Annotated in this window: 29 protein-coding genes; 6 read left to right on the top strand and 23 right to left on the bottom strand. The window is 62.5% G+C overall.

The features are described from left to right. The first annotated feature begins 6 nt into the window (after positions 1-6). From AB3X89_RS06820 to AB3X89_RS06800, 5 genes are read left to right on the top strand one after another with little or no spacing between them, the layout of a single operon-like run. Complete coding sequence (locus AB3X89_RS06820) at positions 7-465, top strand: hypothetical protein (protein ID WP_368582470.1); 459 nt, start codon at positions 7-9, stop codon at positions 463-465. Next, positions 462-620: a hypothetical protein gene (locus AB3X89_RS06815; RefSeq protein WP_368582469.1), complete on the top strand. Its 159-nt coding sequence runs from the start codon at positions 462-464 to the stop codon at positions 618-620. Before AB3X89_RS06820 ends, AB3X89_RS06815 begins: the two co-directional genes overlap by 4 nt. Then, a complete protein-coding gene (locus tag AB3X89_RS06810; RefSeq protein ID WP_368582468.1) occupies positions 617-1,120 on the top strand; it encodes an integrase arm-type DNA-binding domain-containing protein in 504 nt (167 codons plus the stop codon). The genes AB3X89_RS06815 and AB3X89_RS06810 overlap by 4 nt, the downstream gene beginning before the upstream one ends. Beyond that, complete coding sequence (locus tag AB3X89_RS06805; RefSeq protein WP_368582467.1) at positions 1,117-1,299, top strand: hypothetical protein; 183 nt, start codon at positions 1,117-1,119, stop codon at positions 1,297-1,299. The genes AB3X89_RS06810 and AB3X89_RS06805 overlap by 4 nt, the downstream gene beginning before the upstream one ends. A gap of 17 nt (positions 1,300-1,316) precedes the next feature. Next, a complete protein-coding gene (locus AB3X89_RS06800) occupies positions 1,317-1,520 on the top strand; it encodes a DUF4314 domain-containing protein (protein WP_368582466.1) in 204 nt (67 codons plus the stop codon). Positions 1,521-1,674: 154 nt separating this feature from the next. On the opposite strand, the gene AB3X89_RS06795 is transcribed toward AB3X89_RS06800, so the two are convergent. The 3 genes from AB3X89_RS06795 to AB3X89_RS06785 form a co-directional block, all read right to left on the bottom strand. Beyond that, complete coding sequence (locus AB3X89_RS06795) at positions 1,675-2,481, bottom strand: PDZ domain-containing protein (protein ID WP_368582465.1); 807 nt, start codon at positions 2,479-2,481, stop codon at positions 1,675-1,677. A 709-nt stretch (positions 2,482-3,190) separates the two neighbouring features. Beyond that, positions 3,191-3,823, bottom strand: coding sequence for a DNA ligase (locus AB3X89_RS06790; protein WP_368582464.1), 633 nt, complete (start codon positions 3,821-3,823; stop codon positions 3,191-3,193). A gap of 32 nt (positions 3,824-3,855) precedes the next feature. After that, positions 3,856-4,062: a hypothetical protein gene (locus AB3X89_RS06785; protein WP_368582463.1), complete on the bottom strand. Its 207-nt coding sequence runs from the start codon at positions 4,060-4,062 to the stop codon at positions 3,856-3,858. 124 nt (positions 4,063-4,186) lie between these two features. Between AB3X89_RS06785 and AB3X89_RS06780 the strand changes: the two genes are divergently transcribed. Then, positions 4,187-4,483: a hypothetical protein gene (locus AB3X89_RS06780; RefSeq protein WP_368582462.1), complete on the top strand. Its 297-nt coding sequence runs from the start codon at positions 4,187-4,189 to the stop codon at positions 4,481-4,483. Between the two features lies 1 nt (position 4,484). Here the strand turns inward: AB3X89_RS06780 and AB3X89_RS06775 are convergent, their stop codons facing one another. The 20 genes from AB3X89_RS06775 to AB3X89_RS06680 all read right to left on the bottom strand — a co-directional run bounded on the left by AB3X89_RS06775 (position 4,485) and on the right by AB3X89_RS06680 (position 22,044). Then, entirely contained in the window at positions 4,485-5,054 is a 570-nt protein-coding gene (locus AB3X89_RS06775; RefSeq protein WP_368582461.1) for a hypothetical protein, read from the bottom strand. Between the two features lie 110 nt (positions 5,055-5,164). Continuing rightward, positions 5,165-5,353 carry a hypothetical protein gene (locus tag AB3X89_RS06770; RefSeq protein WP_368582460.1) on the bottom strand — a complete coding sequence of 63 codons (189 nt, stop codon included), beginning with the start codon at positions 5,351-5,353 and terminating at the stop codon, positions 5,165-5,167. A gap of 13 nt (positions 5,354-5,366) precedes the next feature. Beyond that, on the bottom strand, positions 5,367-5,834 hold the full coding sequence (locus AB3X89_RS06765) for a hypothetical protein (RefSeq protein ID WP_368582459.1): 468 nt from the start codon (positions 5,832-5,834) through the stop codon (positions 5,367-5,369). 23 nt (positions 5,835-5,857) lie between these two features. Then, positions 5,858-6,376: a hypothetical protein gene (locus AB3X89_RS06760; RefSeq protein ID WP_368582458.1), complete on the bottom strand. Its 519-nt coding sequence runs from the start codon at positions 6,374-6,376 to the stop codon at positions 5,858-5,860. 3 nt (positions 6,377-6,379) lie between these two features. Then, positions 6,380-7,621, bottom strand: a complete 1,242-nt coding sequence (locus AB3X89_RS06755; RefSeq protein ID WP_368582457.1) for a hypothetical protein — start codon at positions 7,619-7,621, stop codon at positions 6,380-6,382. 8 nt (positions 7,622-7,629) lie between these two features. Further along, positions 7,630-8,226, bottom strand: coding sequence for a YmfQ family protein (locus AB3X89_RS06750; protein ID WP_368582456.1), 597 nt, complete (start codon positions 8,224-8,226; stop codon positions 7,630-7,632). Between the two features lie 2 nt (positions 8,227-8,228). Next, positions 8,229-9,395 (bottom strand): baseplate J/gp47 family protein, encoded by a 1,167-nt coding sequence (locus tag AB3X89_RS06745; protein ID WP_368582455.1) that lies wholly within the window; start codon positions 9,393-9,395, stop codon positions 8,229-8,231. Between the two features lie 81 nt (positions 9,396-9,476). Beyond that, a complete protein-coding gene (locus tag AB3X89_RS06740) occupies positions 9,477-9,917 on the bottom strand; it encodes a phage GP46 family protein (RefSeq protein ID WP_368582454.1) in 441 nt (146 codons plus the stop codon). Positions 9,918-9,920: 3 nt separating this feature from the next. Next, positions 9,921-10,532 (bottom strand): phage baseplate assembly protein V, encoded by a 612-nt coding sequence (locus AB3X89_RS06735; RefSeq protein ID WP_368582453.1) that lies wholly within the window; start codon positions 10,530-10,532, stop codon positions 9,921-9,923. After that, the gene (locus tag AB3X89_RS06730; RefSeq protein WP_368582452.1) at positions 10,529-11,812 is read right to left on the bottom strand and encodes a phage baseplate assembly protein; all 1,284 of its coding nucleotides are present in this window, start codon (positions 11,810-11,812) and stop codon (positions 10,529-10,531) included. Before AB3X89_RS06730 ends, AB3X89_RS06735 begins: the two co-directional genes overlap by 4 nt. Beyond that, entirely contained in the window at positions 11,812-13,278 is a 1,467-nt protein-coding gene (locus AB3X89_RS06725; RefSeq protein ID WP_368582451.1) for a DNA circularization protein, read from the bottom strand. The genes AB3X89_RS06730 and AB3X89_RS06725 overlap by 1 nt, the downstream gene beginning before the upstream one ends. Then, the gene (locus tag AB3X89_RS06720; protein ID WP_368582450.1) at positions 13,275-15,260 is read right to left on the bottom strand and encodes a phage tail tip lysozyme; all 1,986 of its coding nucleotides are present in this window, start codon (positions 15,258-15,260) and stop codon (positions 13,275-13,277) included. The genes AB3X89_RS06725 and AB3X89_RS06720 overlap by 4 nt, the downstream gene beginning before the upstream one ends. Beyond that, the gene (locus AB3X89_RS06715) at positions 15,253-15,375 is read right to left on the bottom strand and encodes a hypothetical protein (RefSeq protein WP_368582449.1); all 123 of its coding nucleotides are present in this window, start codon (positions 15,373-15,375) and stop codon (positions 15,253-15,255) included. Before AB3X89_RS06715 ends, AB3X89_RS06720 begins: the two co-directional genes overlap by 8 nt. Positions 15,376-15,377: 2 nt before the next feature. Beyond that, the gene (locus AB3X89_RS06710; RefSeq protein ID WP_368582448.1) at positions 15,378-15,731 is read right to left on the bottom strand and encodes a phage tail assembly protein; all 354 of its coding nucleotides are present in this window, start codon (positions 15,729-15,731) and stop codon (positions 15,378-15,380) included. 5 nt (positions 15,732-15,736) lie between these two features. Next, positions 15,737-16,114 carry a phage tail tube protein gene (locus tag AB3X89_RS06705; protein ID WP_368582447.1) on the bottom strand — a complete coding sequence of 126 codons (378 nt, stop codon included), beginning with the start codon at positions 16,112-16,114 and terminating at the stop codon, positions 15,737-15,739. Positions 16,115-16,314: 200 nt separating this feature from the next. After that, the gene (locus tag AB3X89_RS06700; protein WP_368582446.1) at positions 16,315-17,799 is read right to left on the bottom strand and encodes a phage tail sheath subtilisin-like domain-containing protein; all 1,485 of its coding nucleotides are present in this window, start codon (positions 17,797-17,799) and stop codon (positions 16,315-16,317) included. Further along, entirely contained in the window at positions 17,792-18,019 is a 228-nt protein-coding gene (locus AB3X89_RS06695; RefSeq protein ID WP_368582445.1) for a DUF2635 domain-containing protein, read from the bottom strand. The genes AB3X89_RS06700 and AB3X89_RS06695 overlap by 8 nt, the downstream gene beginning before the upstream one ends. Positions 18,020-18,027: 8 nt before the next feature. After that, the gene (locus tag AB3X89_RS06690) at positions 18,028-18,558 is read right to left on the bottom strand and encodes an ABC transporter permease (protein ID WP_368582444.1); all 531 of its coding nucleotides are present in this window, start codon (positions 18,556-18,558) and stop codon (positions 18,028-18,030) included. Between the two features lie 44 nt (positions 18,559-18,602). Then, on the bottom strand, positions 18,603-20,582 hold the full coding sequence (locus AB3X89_RS06685; protein ID WP_368582443.1) for a hypothetical protein: 1,980 nt from the start codon (positions 20,580-20,582) through the stop codon (positions 18,603-18,605). Between the two features lie 64 nt (positions 20,583-20,646). After that, a complete protein-coding gene (locus AB3X89_RS06680) occupies positions 20,647-22,044 on the bottom strand; it encodes a tail fiber domain-containing protein (RefSeq protein ID WP_368582442.1) in 1,398 nt (465 codons plus the stop codon). Between the last annotated feature and the right edge of the window lie 6 nt (positions 22,045-22,050).

Here is a 22,050-nt window from a genome sequence, read left to right as displayed (position 1 = left end):
AATCACATGAAACTCATCAGTACAGCAGTCGTCGCCGCGCTCTCAATGGTCCCGCTGGTGCCGGGTGCCGCAGAGGCCGCGTGCCACTTCAACACCAATAACGCAATCGTTTGCGAGTCCCCAGAGTCTGCCGCGTATGCGTATCTGGCGTTCGGCAAAGACCGCGCGAAAACGGACATCGACTACAACCGCCAACTCATGCGGCAGGCTTACTGCGGTCGCCCGTTTGGGGACCGCTACGCCAGCGTCATGGTCGAGCAGATTGACAGCGGGCGCGTCGCTACACCGAGAGGCTGGGTTGAGGTCGTGAGAGTCGTCACCGAGGCTAATGACATCTATATCGTCGCGAAGCCGTACCTGACTGGCGTATGCGAGCCCTGGACCCACACCCGTCAGCCCCCTAGTGCCCCTTTGAGACTGGATGCACCGGTGGGCGAGGATAAAATGTACGGTGCGACACCATGAGCAAGGTCCTAGCGTTTCTTCTCGTCATCTTTTTCGTCGTTTCAGTCGCGAGAAACGGCGTGATCCTTGGCATCCTCTCGACCGTATCCGGGGTCATGCTCCTGATGCTCGCCTACTATGTCTGGTTCGTCCATCCCTCGGGGCTCCCGCTATGACTTTTGATCCACACACCGCGAAGCTGCTCAAGCCGGGGGAATACCAGTCCATCGACAACTGCCCCGGCCTGCGGCTGTGGGCAAGTGCCAGCAAGCACGCATGGATTTACCGGTACAACGACGCCGAGGGCCGCAAGCGCCAGATAAAGATCGGTGAGTGGCCCGCGATGCCGCTCGCCGACGCGATGCGCGAATGGGACCAGCTTCGTCAGGCACGTAAGGACGGCAAAGACCCTGCGACGGAAAAGCGCGCGGCGCGCGCCCAGTCCCCCGCACGGCCCGCTGACCGGAAACGCGATGCGCTGCCTACCGCGCCGTCACCCACGCCGGGGGAAATTCGCGCCGCGCGCCTGGCCGCGAACCTGACGCAGACCGCAGCCGGTGAACTGCTGCATACAACCTGCCGGACATGGCAGCAATGGGAAGCGGGCGACCGCGCAATGCACCCCGCCTTTTGGGAATTGTTCCAGCGCAAAGTTGGAGAGGTACAGATGCAATGAAAGACAAACCATGTTCATGGGACAAAGCGAAGCGCGCCCGCCTGCGCTCGGACTACAACGCGGCGCGCGCGACAGGTGCGAAGTCATTCCTGTTCGATGGCAGCATCATCCTCGTGGCGTACGCACAGTATCTCATCGCCTGTTTCGATAGGCAGGTTCCAAAAACTTGCCACCACTAATCAACGGGAGATAACCAATGACTAAAGTCAAGAAAGGGGATCGCATACGGCTGGTGGAAATGGGCAACGATCCCTGTCCGATTCCTCCGGGCTCCGAGGGCACCGTCAGGAGCGTTACGGAGTTCGAAGGCTGGGCTCAGGTCTGCGTGAATTGGGACAGCGGGCGCACGCTGAATCTGGTCGTACCGCCCGACAGATTCGATATCATCGCTGGCGCGTAGAATACGAACCAAACGAGGCTAGCTGAGAGATAGTCTGACGTCCGGCCAACATAAATAAAGCCCCGCAACGCACTCGTTGGCGGGGCTTTTCGATGGCAGCCCGTTAGGTCTTTGGTTGCGTCACTTGCTCAGGAGGGCTTACACCGCGAGTTTGTCAGTTGCTGCCGTTCGCGAGCTGTACGTCCTTGGAGATCGTCGTACCGTTTCGAAGCAGGGACAGCTTTACGCTCTGCCCGGCATGCGCTCTCAGGATTCTGAGGGCGTCCTGTACGTCGGAAGTCGGTTCGCCATTGATCGCCATCAGATAGTCGCCCTGGAAAATGTCGGCCTTGTAGGCTGGTGATCCGATGACGACAACCCGAACGAGCAGTCCGGAGTTCGTGCCGATGGTCCGATGCTGATCCCCGTTGAGCGGCAGCAGCGTGACACCGAGCACCGCAGGCTTCTGCTTTACCCAATACCCGGCGTAATAGTTCGCGCGATGGACAGTCATGGGAATAAAGTTCGTCGAGGTCCCGTAGCTCGTGCTGCTACCGAATCCATTCACATGGGTCGTGCCATACCCATTGGAAGCGTTTCCGCTAAACGAGGAATAAGTCGTCGAGGTGGTCGGCGTCACGATCGGGACGGCAACCGACTCGGAGCCCGCGTCGCCTGACGCCAGCACAACGATTTCAGCGCCCAGCTTGCGTGCCTGCGTTAGCGCGCTTGACTCCGCAAAGCGTGTCTCCCGCCCCTGAAACGACGATTCGCCCGCAAGCCAGTAGCCGTTCTCGGCGAGGCGCTCACTTTCGGCCTTCACATCGGTGGCATGGATGGTTTTGGGCTCGACGGCAGCTCGCGCGCCGACTTTTTCGTCGATCTGCTCACGCGACATGCCGTGGTAATAGTCGGAAAAGCCATTGGCGCAGCCCGTGAGAACGGACAGGCCGACCATCGAGGCCAGAAGTGTTTTTTTCATTGTGGTCCCCCGCGCGTTTGCGGATCAGTGTAGTTGGAATATAAGTGTGGCGGATATCTTACCGCGAGCGGGGTTCCCCGGAAAACCGCGAAGAACTTTTTTTTGGCAAAAGTCACTCGCACCGGAGTGCGGGAAAAAAAATTTAAAAGGGTTTAGAGAGTTGCCAACGTCGCAAATTCTGATGCAAAGTAAGTTCAAAGCGATGGACCAGTTGTATTTCGACAAGGTCACGGAAGTGTAAGTTGAGATTATGCGCGGCGAGGTGCTGAAAGCCATGCGTGCGCGCATCGCGCCGCGCATGCTCTAGCAAGGGCCGCCCAGCAAGGTGGATGCTCGCATAGCCGGGCGAAAAAGCTGTGGCTCGGCCGGATTTGTTTCCAAGAGAGGAGTGTAGAGAGGCGGTTACGGAGCGATTTTCGCAACGTAGTCCGTGAAAAAAAATTTTAAAGGGTCTAGGATTGCTTTCGGGATTCGGCGATTAGCGGAAGACCGAAAAGGAACGGCCCGTGGGAGCGGGCCGTGTTGTGTACCACACGCGATGGAGGTCGCCGTGAAGTACGTCGAAGCGGTTCTCTACGGCTGTCTAGCCGTCATCCATATCATTCACATCGTCATGCGTCAGTGATCCGCGGAAAAGCCGCCCGGTTCGCGCCGGGCGGTTAACGCGCAGTACCAATTTAGCACAATTGCGCGTTTGTCAAATACTTCGTTACAGGTTCTCGCGGCCTATCTGCCGCGCTCGACCAAAGCCGAGCGCGTCCGGCCTGCTATAGCCTGTGAACTTTATCTTCAGCCAGTCCTTCGTGCGACCGCGCTGATATGGCGCGTCGAGCCGCTTCGCAACCATTCCTTCGAGGTCGAGGTCCGCCACCTGCTCGAAGACCCACTCCCCGGCCCCAACGATGCCGTTCACACAGACGAGCGACGCGGTGTTCTCGAAGCTGTCCCGCAGCCTTTCCCTGCGCTCGCTAAGCGGTCGCTGCCTTATGTCGGCCTGGCCATCGGCCAGCATGTCGAACACGTAGAGACGCGCGGGATGCTCGCGCATCGCGGCGCGCACGCGCATAGGAACGGACGTGCGGGCTCGCGTCTGCAAGCGCTCGAATGACGGGCGCCCATCCCCATCATCGACCGTTAGCTCGGCATCGCACACGAAGTCGCCGCGCACCGCGGCCACCGCCGCGACGATGTCCGGGAAGGATGGATTCAGGCGGTTGCCCTGCCGCGTGATAAGGTCCACGACTTCCGCGCGCTTCCTGACGAGGCAGCGGAACCCGTCATACTTCAGTTCGAAGACCCAACCCTCGCGCGAGAAAGGTCGCGGCCAAAGCGTCGCGAGCATGAGGTCAGCCGCTTCTATCTGACGAATCTCGCTCACGCTGCCGACGCGGTCGTTTTTGCATCGATATAGGCGAGCTTCACCCACGCAAAGGCCAGCGGCCCGATCAATTCCTCTGAGCACCCGGTATAGGCACAGAAATGATCGAAGTCATCCATCGCGGTATGTCCGCGTTTGTTCGGTTCCAGCGGGACGGCTTCGAGCAGGTTTTCCAGTAGCTCGACGGGTTTCTGGTAGCACATGACGACCTCCGGAGGCGATCAACCTGCCTGAAGCAAGGCAGATTCCCGGTGGAAATCATAGTCCCCCAGCGTGCGCAACGTGTCTGCTACGCTTCTGGTTTACGAACCGTTGAGAACTGACACCATGAACAAGGGCTCCGTCACCCTCGGGCAAGTGGCGGCACGCGCGACGCATCTTGAAGTGGCATGCACACGTTGCGAGCGCCGGGGGCGTTATCGACTGACGAAACTGGTTGCTACGCTGGGCGAAGACTTCCCGATGACCGACCTCGGATCGGAGATAACCGACTGCCCGCGCAGGAATGAGACGTCTGCGAACGTTCGCTGCGATGTGTACTTTCCCGATCTGCCGAAGATCATGCACGGCGACCAGCCAGCGCGGCCGCCGATACGCGACGTGGACGACGCGGACGACTACTGACCTAGTCAGCGTCTTCGTTCAACTCGTCGGCGTGCCCATCATCTTCGCCATCGACAGAGCGGGATACCAACGATGACTGCCCGTTCTTATCGACCTTGTACATGCGCTTTTCGTCGCGTACCTGTTGACCGTGGTTGTCGCGGTCCTTCTTTTCGATGGTCACAACCACGGCGTCGGACGTGTCATCGCCGACCTCATACGATAGTTCCTGCGTCCCGGTCGGCGTGTTGCCGGTCATGATGGTTCCATCCGCGAGAACGCCGCCATCGCCGGGCACGACCTCGGGCGGGTCGGTGTACGGCGGATAGCTGACCGTCGAACCGTCTGCGCGTGTTTCGGTGACTTCGGCGCCGGTCGTCGGATTGGTGAACACTTCCACGGTGTCGGTCGTGGCCACGCCGTTCGTGGTTGTCGTCACCGTTTCAACCGATTCCGCGACGCGCGCGCCGCCAAGCGTCGTGATGACGGGGGGCGCGTCAACGATTGACGCCGAGCCGGAAGCCGGTGAGCCGTCGATGGTTCCGCTCACAGAGAACGCCGCCGATGCGCCGCCGTCGATCCGCGCGAGCATCGCGGATTGCAGCGGGACCGACACGCCTTGCGCGCTGTCGCTGCCGCCCCCACACGCTGTCAATGCGGCGCAAGACAACAGTGCGAGCAATTGCGCTGCGCAGTTTGCGTTCATGTCAGCGACCCCGTTTCTTCCTGCGCCTCTGCCGGTACTGCGAGCGCTTCATGGGCAAGCCTCGCGATGTCTTGCAGCGAAAGCGCAGACGGACTACCCGACGCGATATCCCCTATCAGGCGCAATGCCTCACGCAGCCGCGCGTTATCCTGCGCATGCTGCTGGCGGACTGCCAGGGTCTGCAAGCTGAGCCTCATTTCAACGGGTTCTTTTGGGAGTAGCTTTCGGGATCGCCGCTGGGGAATCCGTCGGATAGGCGGGCATGGTGGGCAGTCCCGCTGCCGCGTCGCCGCTCGGCGCGCTGACGATGAGGCGTAGCGCGGCGCGATATGTTCTCCATTCGGCCGGAACCTGAATCTGCTGCTCATAGCAGCGCAGCACGGTAATGTCCGATTTCCGCAGCGCAGCCATTGCGGCGTCCTGAAGCACCGCCCACGCCTCCCGCGCGTTGAACGCATCGATGGCTTCCAGCGTCGGCGCGACCAGCACGCCTTCGAGCACGGTGTAAGGCACTGCCCTGCTGGTCAGGGCGGCCATATACTCGTCCTCCGTGATCGCAAGCGCATGCACGCCGTCAGGCATCGGGTCAGGCGGCGGCGCATCCACGCTGTTCCAGAACGTAAAGATGGTGCCCGCATCGTTATATGCCGCGTATCGCTGAATCATTGTTCACTCCAGGTAATCGGCCCTTACTTCCCGATTGCTAACCAGCTCGCAAGGACGGCAGCCCGGTTTCCACCATTCGGGTTCCACCCGTTGATGTTGAATCCGTTTACTGTCGGGGAATTCCAGCCCGTCATCGCGCCCGCGCTGGTCATTTGAGCGGACGTGAAAACGGAGAACGTGGCGTTCGGCATCGGTGTCGGATAGATCACCGCCAGGTCTGCCGATGCTGACGTGGTAATCGTCCCCCATTGCATGACGAAGCCAAACGGGGTTCGCAGAAACCCGGGGTTGGTTAGCTGGCCGGTCGAGCCAATAGCCTTGATGGCGGCGAGTAACTGGCTGTTGTTGGTCTTCGACGGCGTCAGGCCAGCGGCAGTCACGACATTGATCAACTCCATCATGATCATGTTCATGAAATCCGCGTCGAGAATGGTCGGCGCGACGCCCGAGACCGGATTACCGTTGGTGAAATACCCCTGCGTACCGGCAGCCGCCGGGGTGGGCAACGTCAATACGGCAGAGGGTTGGTCGGTCTGGAACATGAGTTACGCTCCGATTCCCGTGTATTCGATGAAACACAGCGCGTAGTACGGCGGCCGGTTTTCAACGGCGGCCCCCGAGCCGGTGTTATTGGAGGTGGCGGTAATGCCGGTGCCCGCCGCATAGATGCCCAGACCGGTCGTAGCCGCGTTGATACTCAGGTTGGCGTTTTGCGCCTGAATGCCGATGCCGGTTGTGGCAGGCTGCATGGTGGTGCCGCGGTTCCACGTAGTGCCGCCACTCAGACCGGAACCGCCTGGCCCGTAGGAATAGACCTGGCTGGTGCCGTCACTCCATCCGTGTGCGTGGCCCGGATCGCTGACGCCATGCGCGTGCGGACTCTGCGAGACACCATGCGAATGCCCGCCATCGGCAATACTGTGCGCGTGGCCGGGGTCGCTAATATTGATGGCATGGCTGTGCGGCGGCAGTTGCGCGACGGTAAGAACGTTGGTGTTCAGGCCGCCCTGCGCGTTCGGCGCGTAAGACGCCCCCGCGCCCACGATGAACTGATCTTTCAGGTTCGCGGTGCCGTTGGTGCCATCGGCAAGCTGCCAGCCCGGCCCCCAGACCGACGCGATACTCGCGACAGAGCCGTGGTACATCTTTACTTCCCCGACGCGGAATACGTTGCGAAGCGTCCAGCGCGTGCTGGCGACTTTGCTGCTGCGATCCAGTGCGGGCGCATCCGGTATATAGGAGCCGCCGCCAAGCTGCTGCGCGCCGCCCGCGCTATCGAGCAGAATCCACGCACCGTAGACGGCATTCCATTCGAGGCGCGTATAGCCGACGACAATCTCACCGCCCGATAGCGCGGCAAGGTTGCCGCCCCAGATCGGTTTGGGCGCTACGGTGCCGCTATTCGGCGTGAAGGTCGATGCGCCCGTATTCGCGTGCGCGGCATTGAACGCGAGCACAAGGCCATCAGTCACGGACAGAACCGGCGCAGGGAAAGTCGCCGCATAAGCGTTGATCGTTCCGCTGTCGGAGCCGTAGTTCGCCGAGCCGGTCCCGACCAGGATTCGGATCGCCTGAACGACCTGGTTATACGTCGTTTTGGATGGTGTCAGCCCCGCCGCCGTCACGACATTTGTCAACTCCATCATCATCATGTTGAGGAAGTCGGCATCAACCACGGTCGCGGGTAGCCCGGTGCCCGGATTACCGTTGGAGAAATAGCCCTGCGTCCCGGCAGCGGCCGGAGCCGGTAGCGACGGAACGGCGCTGGGCTCGTCGATCTGGAACATGACGTGTCCTAGTGATAGGCCATATTGAGGATCGTGTGAGCGGGCTTGATCGCCTCCAGCTCACAGGAGAGAACGGCGTTGCCGAACGTTTCGAGCGGTTCGTCGGCGGATGACTCCCCGGCACGGAAATAAACCAGCGTGAGCAGCGGCGCGTTGACCTGCCAGGTAAATGCCCAGTCCTGCGTCCCGAGCGGAGCGCCCATCGCCTGCTGGCCGACGCGAAACGGCGTGAATTCCGTAACGGTGATCGCATAGCCGAGCGTCGCCGCGTAGCTGATGTAGTAAGCGATGGACTGACCGCCCGCGCCTGCGAAGCGCGCGACTACCTGACGCTGGCGACTCTGGAGATTCGGCGCAGGCCCGGCGCATGGGTCCGGCAAGCCGAGTGCGGATTCCCATTCCGGTAGCAGTTCAACGGCCGTCGCAGGAAACGCATCGACCAGCAGCGCGTTGTTGCGCTGCGCATGCCGCGCGAAAGTCGGTGTAAGGCATCCCATGACCCTCGTCATGACCGCCGATGGATCGCGCGGCCACGCAAGGCCGCGAGGCATCAACGCCTGAAGCGCCGACAGAAAATCGGCCGCCTGATAGTTGGGTGCGCTCATGGCTACGTATAGGTAATCGTGCCGAGCACCGGCAACTGCCCGATGGTCCCGACGATGTTGGCGACAGGCGAGGTGATGACGAATCCGGCGGTCCCCGGAATGGCGGCGATGGCCGTCTCGATATACGAGAGATCCACGACTCCGTTCTGGCCGCTGCCGGGCTCGCCGAGCGGCGAGCCATAGGCGACGAAAACGCCCGAGATAGCGTCTGCAATCTGTTGCTTGGTCGCCGCGGGCAGCGTCGAGATACCGCTGATGGTGAAATTGATGACATCCTTCGTCGGCGCGACCACATAGACGAGCGCGGTAACCGGGCGCAGCGGATAAATCCAGTTGGCGACCGCAAGCTGATCACCGGTCGCTACCGGCGTGCCGCGCGTCTCCTGCGATGCCACGCCGTTGATGCCCTGGGGGAAGCCGCCGTTCGCGGCCTGCGTGATATCGAGCATCGGATAGACGACCACCGTACCGGCGCCGAAGCCGCTGCCGTTGCACCACGCGCGCGTTACGCCATTGACCTGCATCGCCCATGTGACGTAATCCGACTGCGCGCCGCCCTGCGGCACGTTCTGATAGGCGTTCAACATGCGCGCGCGCAGTTCTTCGTCGGGCTCAACGTCTGCGCCGCCCGTAAACGCGGTCGTGACCGTACCGCTCGCTGTGATCCCCGGAATGGCCGTACCCAGCGTCATGACCGTGCCAACAGCGCAATTGCCGAATGCGCCGGACGCTCCTGATGGATCGGCATTGGCAGCGGCGTTGACCGTCACAGAGCCGTTCGTTACCGTCGCGGCAGAGGTCGTCGTATAAGCGACGCCGTCGCCTGCGCGTACCAGCGGCGTACCGCTCGGCAGCTCGACGCCTTCCTGCGTGCCGGGAAAGGTCACCTGCCCTGGCACCGCCAGCCCGGCCTGCGTCGCCGGTAACCGGTGGACGTTTTTCAGCGCGGCCCACGCTTCGAGAAATTCATCGGTCGCGGTCGCCGGGTTCGACTGTTTCGCGATCCAGTCCGTGTATCCGTATTCAAGCTGTGCGAGGCCCGCGAGCGCCGCGCCGAGAACCTGAAGACTTGAAAACCGCAGCAGTGGGTCGGAGCCAGGCAGGCCGGTCGAAATGTCAACGGCGACCTGATTGCGCAGTTCGGTCAGCGTTGGGCGGGCGAATGGCATGTCAATTCAACCCGCGTTGGCTGCTGACGACAGGCAAAAAAAAACCGCCCGAAGGCGGCTTGCGTGTAGCGGCGAGGTGTTTCATTTGATCGCATCCCATGTCCACGCGTAACGGCCCGTCGCGAGCGTCGTACCGTCTTGCTTGATGGCGGCAATCTCCGCGCCGAGTACGGACGCGCGGACCCACTGCACGTTGATAACGAACTGCCCGACGACGCCGTCATCGAGCATCCATTGCAATGCTTCGCAGAGGTATTCAAAGGCGCGCTGCAACGTCTGGTGCGTCTGCTTCGCACGCCTCAGAAGCCAGATGCGCGACCCAATCCGCACATCCGAGTCGGCCCACCAGCCGCGTGGATCATTCGAGCCATCAGGAATGACATCGCCGGGCTCTGCCAGCCGGTCTGAAAAAATGCTGATGACGATTGCCGTCTGAAGATCGTTGCCGGTAGCGAGCACCGGCCCGTTCATCGTCCAGTCGCCGTGATCGTTGACGGCATCCCAGGAGATAGTTGCGTCCATGATTTATTCCGGCTGGTTCGGCGGATTCGTCACAACGGTGCTGCTGCCGCCCTGAACGTTCGTGACGTTGTGGTTGTGACCGTCATAGGTCTTGCGCATCGACTCCATCGTTTTCGTGTTACTGCCGGAGTTGTCCTGTATATCGCCCGTCGAGCTGACCAGCGGCGTATCGAACTGAACACCGCCGGGCGCGACGACCTTGTACACACCCGAGCAATTGCAGGTGACGTTCCCCGCATCGTTGACCGTAACGTCCTGCCCTTTCGCGTCGATCACAATGCCGCCCGCAGCGGTCAGGTAGACGCTCTTACCGTCCTGGCAATAGAGCATCGTCTCGCCCGGCGCGAGCCCCTTCGGACGCGAGGGCTGGTGGTTGCTTGCGAACACCACGCCTGCGGTACGATCCCCCGCGACGTGCAGCAGCAGCACATCGGAGCCCGCAGGAGGGTTCGAGGTCAGGCCAAATTCCGCGAGCCGCACGCGATCCGCCGTTTCAAGGTCATTCAGCTTGACCTGCATTTGCTGCACCGTTGCCGAGTCATCCACGCTCAGCACGCGAGCGCGCCAGAACATCATCTGCACGCGCCGGAAAACCCGCTCCGCGATCTCGTTCATGGCGTGCCCCCCAAGCCGCCGCCGGGGAAGAACGACTGGTTCTGGTCGGGCGCCTGCGGATACAGCAGGAGCGGCTCGGGATTGAACGCCTGCGGAGGCATGAGTAGCAGTTCCGCAGTCGTGCCTTTGCGCAGATCGCGCCGGTAGGTCACATCGGCAATCGTCCACGTCTGCGGGCTCAAGTTCAGCCCCGGCAGATCGAGCGGCACCAGCGTATTCGGCGTCCACAGCTTGCCCGCCGAATCGCGCCATGAATCGGTCGTGACGCGGACCTGAAACGAGCGGCCAATGCGCCGGACCATTTCCCAATGCAGACGCCTCTGCGCGATATCAATGGTCCCGTGCGGGCTCTCCGACACAATCGCGCGATAGCGAAAGCGCTGCACACCGGGATCGCTTTCGCGCGACAGCAGGTTGCCGCCATCGCCCTGATCCTTCAGGCTGTCGATGCTCATCAGCACCGCGTCATAGTCTGAAAAGCGGCCGTCCATCGCATACACCGCGCTCGCGGCGAGCACATTTACGCCCTCAGTAAATCCGCATGCCGCCAATTCCGTTCCCACCTTCGACAGCAGCAGGCTTCCATCGGCCTGTTCGTACAACAGCAACTGCTCATGCCTGCACAGCCGTTCGAGCACGCCGTAGATGGGCTCGCCGACCATAATGCTGATCGCGGGAATGATGTCGCCAGGCGACGAGCCCTCGGCCAGCCTCACCGGAATGTCGTAGACCGCGCACAGCTGCTGCGCAATCGCGAGGATCGGAAAGTCCTTCATCGTGCCGCCCGACCATTTGGCCGAACAGTCAACGAGGTCCTGGCACTTGCCGCGCCCCGTGATGCGTACCGTATGCTGGGTCGCGGTATAGCTCGGCATGTAGCGGTCAACGAAGCCGCTCAGCACAAGGTCAGTGCCGAGATAGACCTGACATTCGTCGCCGGGGCTGGCGACGAGAGAATTCCTGCCCGGCATCGGCTCGGTGAACTCGACTTCGAAGTCGCCCGGACAACGCTCAATGCCGCGCGATACGCGTACGCTTGTCCATCCGGCGATGCTGCGCGAATTGGTCGTCGTATAGCTCTGCGAGCCCGCGCTGCCGCGTGCGAGGTTCGCTGACTGCCGCGCCCCCGTGTTGTCCCGCCAGAAGGCGGGGCCGGTATTGGCAACGGATACGCCGACGCCCTGGGCGGACATGCCGCCGCCCGCGCTGCCGCGCCGTGTCGTTGAAACGACCAGCGTGAGGTCATCGGGATTACGGAACCCGGTGGGTGGCGTAGACATCAGCTTGCCAGCGCCTGAAATGACGGCGGGCAGAACGCCGGATGGCGCGGGTTGATCTGCTGCGTTAGCTCCGGCTCGCGCGACGCGTCGCGATAGATGCGCAGTGCCAGCGCCAGCGAAGGGAGCGACCTGCGGAACTGGAACGTGGCGATCACCGACAGGTCCGCGCCGCGCGCCGCCAGATCGGTGCAGACCGCCTCGCGCAGCGCACGCAGCGCGGCATAGCTGTTGTCGTCGCCCGCATCGCCCGCAATGGTGATTTCGTCATCGAACAGCGCCGCTGCGTCCGAAAGCACGGTGTTAGCGTCGTTCTGCGAGGCGGGCTGATAGGTCGTGAGCGTAGCCGCGAGCTGCGCCAGCGCACACCGTCGCAGCAGCGCCGCCATCGCGTCCTGTGCCCCCTGCATGCAAGCGCCGAACGGACCTTGGGCTCTGATTGGCGGCGGCCGGAACCGGCAGAGCGACGAAACGAGCCGCACCGCATCGGCCGGATCGCTGGCCGTCTCTGCCAGCGCGCCCGTCAGCGTCTGCGCGGCCGCGCTCAGCGCTGCGGCGTCCGAAGGATTCGCAGCGGCCACCTCCAGCGCATCGCCCGCGCTAACCACAGCGGCGCGCGCCATGCTCGCCGCCACCAGCAGATCATTCGCGGTTGCCTCGGGCCGTGCTGTCGGATTCGCCCCGCCCGTGTATCCGTAGTTCGCGCCCCCGAAGAACCGGCCGAAGTTGCCATACAGAGCCGAGACCGCGCCGATCACCGATTTGACATCCCCGATTGCTGTGACCGCGATCTGATACCAGCCGACCGCCGTCGCAACGTACTGCTGGATCGTGGCCGCGCCCCCGATGACCAGCGTTGCGGCGTTCCTGGCGAAATCGAGGTCCGCAGCGATACCGACCGGCAAAGCCTTGGTGAAAACATCATCGGCCGTCGATGTGCTGCTGGCCGGATTGATGCGCAGCCCGGCAAGCATGAATACGAACTTGACCTCGATCACACGGCCCGCTTCCAGCGCTTCGGAAAACTCGACGGACAGGCAGACGACGTTATCAAACCCGCCGAAAGTCGGGTGAACCATCCTGTTCGCGCCTCGCGCGACGCACAGCGCGAACAGGCGATCGCGCTGCGCGATGACCGGGCCGCCCTGATAGATCAGGCTGTCTTCCACCAGATAGCCGTTCACTTCCCAGCGGTTCGGCAGGCGACCCATGTCTTCCAGCCACGCACCCTCGCGAAACGGATATTCGTGTACCGCGTAGCGGCGGCCCGCGACGGTACGCGTCGCCTCTACCGCGAAGGGGAGCCCGCCGTAGGACGCCTTCAGCAGACGCGGCGTCCAGCCTTCGGGCGTCCCACCCAGCAACGTCGAGACATCGCCTGCGAGATTGGCCGCGCCCTGTGCAACGCCGCCAATACTACCCGCGACACTGAGCAGGTTCGTACCCACCCGCACAACCGAGTTGCTCACGGCGTTGCTCCATAAAGGATGTCGGTCGATACCGCGATGCGCGCCGGGATCGGCTGCCCGTTCGCGGTCGCTTCAACCCGCGTACCCGGCGTCGCGTTGTGCACGTTGACGGTCAGCGTAGGCGCGGCCTGCTGCATCGCGGCCACGCGCGCGCCCTGCGCATCGGCTGCCCCAGTCGGCGCGGGAGTGCCCGCAGCAGCCTCAGAGGTGGTTGCTGGTGCAACGGCGAGAGTCGCGCCGAAGTTCGGGCCAAGCACTTTCGCAATCGCTGCGGCTTGCGCGGCGCGCCTGATCTTTTCCTGCTCGATGTTGCCGGGCCGCTCAGCGTTTTCCGCATAGATCGCCGCCGCCGTTCCCGGATCGTTCGTCTGGGCCATCGCACGACCGGCTTTCTGCGTCAGCGGGTCGCCCTCCTGAGTTTCGCGCACAGCAAAGGCCAACTGTTCTTCGAGGCTCGATCCGTGGATATCCCGGCCGTACCACTTCTTGTAGAGCGCCTGGCGGGCCGTGTCCCACTGGCCGATGCCGTAGTGGCTTCCATTCACCGCTGCCGGGTTATAGCTGCTTTCCTGGAACAGATTGGCGGCGACGCCCATCGCGCTGCTGGGGCTCAACCCGTCCTTGATCAGAGTCGCAACGACGTGTTTCGACAGCCCGCTTGTCGCGGCGTTGGCCCCGGTCATATGGTCCATCGCCAGCCCCATCTTGTCGGTAAAGACATCGAGGACGTTGTAGTTTTCGTTCTTCGTTAGCGACTTCTTCGCGTCGTTGATCTTGCGCGTGTTGCTTTGGGTATCGTCGGCCATCGTCTCCCACAGGTGATGCCACCATTCCTTGACCGTATCCCAATGCGTGACCAGTTCATAGGTGCCGAACGCCAGCGTCGCAATCGCCGTAATGACCAGCCCGATAGGGTTGAGCACGGCGAACGCGCCAAGCTGCGCGAGCGCGAGGCCGAGTCGTAGAACGTCCGAGATCGGCCCGGCGAATGAAAACAGCAGCAGGCCAGCAAGGACGCCCTTCAGGCCACCCACAGCGTTCCAGGCTTCGGTAACGTCACTCCTGAACTTGGCCCAGTCGATACTCTTGAGCCATTCGGCGATCTGGCCGACTGCCGTCGCGAGTTCCGTTGCTATATCCACGCGATGATCGTCAAGCCAGTTCGAAAACCCGTTGACCAGCGGCTCGACGACCGGAATGAGGTGTGAGCCGATGGTATTGGCGAGCCCTTCCATCGAGCCCTTCAGGGCTTCAACGTTGCGGTGAAACTGCGCGCCCTTCTCGATGTCCTCATCGGACTGCAACAGACCCTTGCGCGCGGCCCCCTCGCGGTCCATCCCGTAGGTGTTCTGCGTGACCAGCGGCAGCAGCGCATCCATGTGCAGCATGCCGAGAAAATTGCGCCGACCGTACGCGTCCATCTGGCTCGCCTTCGCAAGCACCTGTTCCAGCACCTTCTGGTAATTCGTCACCTTGCCGCTGATCGGGTCCGTTTCGACCGCAATGCCCGCGTTCTGAAGCCGCCCAAGCGTCTCGGGGTCCATGCCGTAGGCGGCCGCGCGCACCGCCATCTGTCCCTGTGCCCAGGCGTTGTCGAACGCTTCGGCCGATACCCCCGCCATCTTGGCCGCGTAGTGCCATTTGGTCAGGCTCTGCTGGTTGACGTCGAGCATCTTCGACGTCATGTTCAGCCCGAACGCGAAATTGCCGAACTGATTCGCCAGCGCCACGACGCCCGTTGCCGCACCGGGCACCGTCAGCCATTGCAGGACTTTCGAGGTCGTCCCCCCAGCGTTCGATACTTCGCGCAACCCCTTCGACAGCATCGCCAGGCTGTGCCGTCCAACTTCGCCGAGGCTGCGCATGGACTTGACCGTCATCGCAGCGGGCTTGCTGATGCCCGCGAGCGATTTGTTGATGGCGGTGATCGTCTTGCTGGCGTTATCGACCGCGCTGATTACGATCTTGAACGTGTCATCCACGGCGGGCCGCCTTGTTGATCAGTTCGGCATACCGGTAGTATTCGCGCACCTCGCTCCACTTCAGCGCCTTCACTTCACTGGGCTGCCAGCGCCAATACTTTTCCATCAGCTTCACGATCAGCTCCCAGTTTCCTGGGAGCCCGCCGCGTTTCCCTCCGGGTCATCCGCAGCGGGCGGCGAGACCCAACGCGTCATGTACTGCATCGCCTGATAGAAGTCGCTCACGCCGATCCGGTTCAACACCGGCTGCGGCACGCCCGAGACAAGGGCAATGAGAAACTTCATCGCGTCGATGGCGGTTTCCTTCTGCGTGCGCTTGACGAACTGCGAGAGCTGGTCAACGTTCGGCTCGTGCAACTCGAGTTCCGCGTACACGGTGCTGTCGCCGCCGTCCTTGCCGCTCATCGTGACCGGCCGCTTGAGCGTAATCGTCAGTTCGTCGGGTATCGGGGCTTTTGTCGAATCGGCCATCGCGCTTAGCTCACGGTAACGGTTTGTTCGGACACCTGCGGGCCTTCCCACTTCACGTCAAACTTGGCGTCTTCCGTATCGACTTCCTGCGTCTCGGTCGTTCCCATGTTGCGGCCAAAGACCACCTTGCCATTCGCGAGCGCAAGGACAATCGTCGAGTTGCGCATCCGGTTGAAGTCGTACACGGTCAGATCGCCCGCATCGCGGATCGACATCGAGATCGATCCCGTCACCGGCGTTTCCTTCCACCCGTGGAAACCATCCATGCCGAGCAGCGATTCACGCTTGACGGTAGACGGCGAGTATTTCGCGGCACCCTCGATCTGGTGGGTTACGCCATCCACCGTGACATGAGCAGTACCGGCAATCAGATTGCTCGACATGATGTTTTCTCCAGAAATAAAAAAAGCCGCCCGAAGGCGGCTTTCCTGTGACGGCGGAACTGTTACGCGTTAGCTGCGATGGGCGTGGCCGTGGTGATGATGGTGATGGTGGTGGTGATACGCGGCGGCATTCGCCATTACCGGCAGCAGCAGCGCGCCGAGCAGCAGAAGGGTTCTCATCCGGTTTCCTTTAAAGGTTCTTATTGAAGGCGGAACTGCACCAGTACAGCGAACGTGCGCATCTGGTTGACCGGCGTACCGGGCCACAAGATATCCACGCGATTCGGATTGGTGGTGTTCTTCGAAACGACCACGTTCTCGGCGAACGCATCGGCGTTCTGCACGTAGCCCGCATCCTGCCGTTCCTGATACAGCGCAACGACCTCGGCTTCGATAGTCGCGGGCGTCACGAGGCCGGAATTCGCGGCGGGTTTCGAGCCGCTGTCCGCCAGCTTGCAGCGCCCGAACTTGGACGAGAGCGTGGCTTGCAGCGTGCGGATTTCCAGCATCAACTGGTACATCGTTTCAACTTCCAGATAGCTGTCGTCCGCCACGCCCTGCGTGTTCTTCTGATACGTGGTGACGATGTTTTCCGTCATGACGGTGCCGTCCTGCGCAACCGTAAATGTCGAAATGCCGTCATACAGCAGCGTTTCGCGCACGCTGTTGATGAACTGCGACTGCAAGGGCGGGGCGAACACGCCAAGCAGCGGCAGCCCCTGCAACGGAATGCCGGGATCGGCGCGCACGCTGACGGCGGCCTGCGCGGCGAGCGCCGATGCCCAGGCCCAGCTAGGCGTCGGGCTGTCGTAGAAGCCGAGAATCGATTCGTGCTGGTTATTGCGCGACTGCCCGAGCGTTGTGAGTCCGCCGAAGGTCGCTGCGTACGCCATGAAAGCATGGCCGTACAGTTGTTCGTTAAAGCTCCACCGGCCGGTCTGGTCGTTGAGAAACAACTCCAGCGCCTGCATCGAGGCCGTATCGGTATAGGGCGATACGATGAAGTCAAACGTCATGTTGCCGAGGTTGCCGAGCGCGGTCGTCAGCGTAGGGTTGGTCGCCCCGTTCGCCATCGGCGTGATCGTGTAAGTCAGATCCGCAGGCGTCGCCTCGCCCCCTGCCGTACCCAGATGGTTCAGTCGAATATCAATCTCATTGCCGCACAGCCCGTTGTTGACGGCCGTCAGCGTCACCGTGGCCGTCGCGACTGAAGCGGTTACCTGCATTGACGGAATCGCATTGACCGCCGCGGTGACTGCCGAGGCGATGTCGGACGGCGTCTGCCCGGCCTTGACCGGCACGCTCGCAAGCTGACCGCCGATATACAGCGAGATCGTGCCGTTGGCGCTCGGCGGCGTATTGAAGGTGATCGTGCCGACTGCCGGGGTCGAGCTGACTCCATCCGCGAGCGGCAGATACCAGACCTCGCCGAAGCTGTCGTTAAGCCGGTACGCTGCCGTCATGACCGCGAGCATCGAGCCTTCCCCGCCCTGAATGGTCGCGTCGCCAACCCCGCCGGAGATAATCGGCACATCAGGCTTCGCGATCCCTTCCGCCGTAATCTGCCCGATGAGAAGCGCGCGCTGGTTGGCCTGCGCCGTATTCGCCTGCGTGTTATCCAGCTCGAAGAACGAGCCAGGCAGGCGCAGGCCAGCCGGAATGACCTTGAACGGTACGTTAGTCATTGCGTTCCCCTTGGTCTTCGCCCTCGTCTACTGCCCCTTCACATTCCCCGGCAGCGGCAGCGGTATCAGGCGCGGGGCTAAAGACTTGCACTACGTCGCGGTCGTTGAGCATCTTCGTCCAGAAGATGCTGTCATCTGGCACGTCGATGCCCTCGGGCGGCAGGAGTTGTTTGGTGAGCGGGTCCCTCACGCAAAGACCCGGTGCAGGTTTGACGCGCATGGTCGCTCCTATGATGGAAAGTTCACGGAAAACTCCGGTTCGACAGTGCCGGGGGGTTGCTGAACCGTTACATCGATGCCCTGCAACGGCGTACCCAGCAGCGGATAGAAGTCATCCACCGCCTGTACAAATTCCACTTCGAACGTCATGACCAGTTCCGCCATCGGCATTTCGCCTTCGGAGCTGGTATTCAATTCGGTGTGCACCGCCTTGAACTGCTGAATACGCTGGCTGCCATCCGCGTTCGCCTGCACTGCGGGGTTGCCGATAATGTTCTGTTCGATCTGCTGCTTCAGGCGTTCGGCCGCCGCGCGCGCGACGCGCGATCCGGCGTCTCCGGTCTGCGCGGGTGCCTTGGTGCGAGCGATGATCTGGATATTCGTCGTGACGTTGAACAGCGGCGCATTGCGGCCCAGCGAATGCTTTGACTCCGTACGCCAGTCCACCAGTACCCACGGATAGGCAGTCGGCGCAGTCGGCCAGTCGTACGGCGAATAAACCGAGGCGCCTGCGTCCGTGGCATTGACGAGCGCCGCCACGAACGCGTCTCGCAGTTCGGTGCAGGTAGTCATCGATTGAACCGTCAGGGTTGGGAAATCAGGCTGAGCATCAGCTTCGCGGCACCCCGGCTATCGGCGCGCGGCGCCTCGCGAACAACGTAGGTTGAATTAACGCTGGGAACCACCACCGTATCGTTCTGAAGCGGTGGCGAGGGAAACTGCGAAAGCTGCACGCCGAGGATCGCGCTGACCTCAGTTACGCCGACCGTCGAATCTTCGAACTCAACTTCGCGCAGGAACGCATCGGTAAAGACAGCCGTAATCTCGAACGGCTCGCCCGCTTGCGGCCTGTAGGTAACCGGCTCGCCAAAGATCGCGATCTGCGGCCCGATCACTAGCGAGTCCCACATCGTCGGATCGCCCTGGGCCGCAGGCGTGAGCGCGCTAAGCATCAACTTCGCTGCGCCCCGTCCGTCGATACGCGGCGCTTCGCGCACTACGTACGTGGCATTGACACGCGGTACGAAAATCATGTCGTTCTGCAACGGCGCTGCCAGCCCCAGCGACTCAAACTGGCAGAGCCGCACGCCGAGGATTGCGCTGACCTCCGTAACGCCCGTCGAGCCGTCATCAAACATTTTCACGCGCAGATAGGCATCGGTGAAAACGCCCCTGATCGCATACGAGCCGCCCGACTGCGGCATATAGGTAACCGGCTCGCCAAAAATCGTTTGCTGCGGCCCGATCACCAGCCGGTCCCAGAACTGCGGGCGACGGCCCGTGATCGCAACACCGGGCGGCACGACCATTGGCGCGGCATCGCCGACCGAGCCGCTGATCGCGTTGCCGAGCAGCGCGCGGATGAATGCTCCCGACGCAATCAGGTCATTCGCGCGCGCCGCGCTCGCGTTACCGGCCAGCACCTGCGCCATCGTTACGCTACCGGCCGCGCTGCCCGCAGCAACGCCTGACAGTGCAACCGTGATGACCGCTGCGGGCGCACCCGGAATCACAGCCGAAACCGCGCCTTTGATCGCCACCGGCCAGCCTAGCGCCGCGACGGCGCCGGTCACGCCGGAGAGCGCAAGCCCGGCGACAGCGGAACCGGGCGAAGCCGTGACAGTGCCTGCGCTCGCACTAGCGGCGCTGCCGGTCAAGCCTTGCGACGGCGTGACGACAGCCGCGATGCTGCCGGTATGGCCTGCGCTAACGCACCCACCCAGCCCGCGAATTGGCGCGATGACCCCGGCGCTGCCCGCTGCGCTGTTGCCGGTGAGCACCTGCGTTGCCGTGATCGTGCCGGAACGGGCCAGTGCGAGATTGCGGCGCACCGCGAGGGTCCGCGCCGCTGCAAGCGCGCCGGTCGCACCAGCCCCGATGCAGCCGCCAAGCATCTGCCCCGCGATGAGGGAACCCGCACGCCCGACTGAAACCGCGCCGAGCAGATGCGGCGCAACAACCGGTACGCCGACGCTGCCGCTCGTGGCCTGAGCGCTATTGCCCGACAGGGCCAGGCTCGTTACGCTGCCTATCGCGCCGTGCAGCCCCGCCGACTTCACGCCGGAAACTGCTTTCTGGCGCGCTGCCGCGACATGGCCTGCGAGGGCCGCGCCCTCATTGCCTGCCAGTGGAGAGCCGCCGCTGATTAACCCGGTTGAACCGGTGGCCCTGCGGCCCGTGAGCCCTTGCGTGGGAGTTGCCTTCCCGATCGTCGCCGCCGAACCTACGCCAGCAAGCGCGGCCGGAACTACTGCGGGCGCTATGGTCCCGCACAGGCCGGACGAGGCGCAGCCCGACAGCAGCACCGATGGACTCTCTCCGGCAAGACCGCCGATGCTGCCGGTGGCCGAAACGCCTGATGCGGCAAGCGCGCAAACCGCTGCGACGCTGCCGATTGTGCCCGTGCTGGCGCTTGGCGTCAGCGCGGCGCCCAGCGATACGCTTGCCGATACGTTCCCTGCTGCGCCCGTTGCCGTGTTGCCCGTCAGCGCATCCGCGAGGTTTGCGGGAATCCGCCCCTCGGCAATCGCCCGGTCGGAGATCGCGCCAAAGCCGAGTGCCATGATGGTCGCTGCCTATCGCACGGCCACGCTTTTCATGCGGGCGGTCCCTGCGAGGCATGGCATATCACGCACCCTTCTTCTTTTTGGGCGCGACCACGCGCGCCCCGGTGAGGCCATCGGCTAGCTGGCCCTCAAGCGTTTCGATACGGTCGAGCAGGGCCAAAATCGCCTCGTGGTGCAGGGCTGCCGCAATGCCTGCTACATCAATTGTTTTGACAGTCTCTTCCTTGTTCTTGTCCGGCCTTACCTTATGCACGTACTGAGTCCCCATCGCGCGCTCGACATCCTGCGCCATCAAGCCACATCCAGGCGCATGACCATCCGTACGCTCCCACTCATAGCCACCCATCTGACGCATTTTAGTCAGGGGATCGGCAAGCCTGCGGACGTTACTCTTGACTGCGATATCGCTCCCAGTCTGCCATCCACCAGGCGCATACCCGACGCCGTTATTGCGGAATATGAAACCGTGGCCACCAGAAGTGTCAGTGACCGTTATCTGACACTGAGTGTACTGCCCGACTAGTTCAACAAGAGCAATCGCGACGCTTTGGTTGCGGCCGTCGAGAGCCATCTGGTATTCGCCGCCGTCATTGACTGCACCCGCTGTTCCGCTCGCGTTGACGTTGTGCAGAACCTGCACAAAGGGGCCGTTGGTCTGGTAATAGTGGGTATATCGGTTTTTGGCATCAAACAGTAGGAGATTCTGATCACCGGCGATGCCGCTGTACAGGTTGATCTGACGCAGACTGCCGCCATCGCCAAACGCCTGTAAGTACGGGGAGAAACCGTCGGTCGCCGTTGGCGGGTAGAAACGGAGTGCGCTAGTCGCGTTTCCGCTGGCGCTCCGCATCTGCACCTCGCCGTAGTTTACGACCCCCTGCGTGTTCAGTGCCCCACCCAACTGTAGGCCACCACGCATAACAGAGTTGCCGCTGTCGCCTACCTGAAAGTTCCAGTACGTGTTGGTATGGTCAACAAAGCCGATACCAGACGCAGGCTGCCCTGCCGTACCCCATGCACCGATATAGCCAAATTCGTTTGCGCTGGCGTCCAGAAATATGACGTTGGCGGCCCCCTTGAATGCCAGGTTGTTGGTTACGGTGCCGCCGCCGATGGTCGCAGCGCCGTTAGGCAGTACCGGAACGATGCTTGAGGCGACCAGATCAAGCCATACCTGTGCCGGGCCAGCGCCGAGATTGATAGCGCTACCCGCGTTGCTCGATGCAAGGATCGTCGTGCGCGTCAGGGTCGATGCCGCCGAGTAGGTGCCGACGCCGGTTTCCCAGTCAGTCGGATTGCCGCTCGCGTCGAGCACCTGTAGCGCGTAGTAGACGATATCGCCCACGGAGCAGACCGACGAGAACGGGCGGAAGCCCTGCACCGCTCCGGCCAGTGCGAGCGGCCCCGTGCCGGTCGTCGTCGTCGCTTCCTTGACGCGATCCGCTATCTTCAACGCCATGATGCT

Origin of the sequence: Paraburkholderia sp. BR14320, from assembly GCF_040948665.1 — a bacterium.
Taxonomy (GTDB): domain Bacteria; phylum Pseudomonadota; class Gammaproteobacteria; order Burkholderiales; family Burkholderiaceae; genus Paraburkholderia; species Paraburkholderia youngii.
The sequence above is the reverse complement of the archived record's forward strand: the minus strand, read 5'-3'. Positions and strand labels throughout refer to the sequence as shown.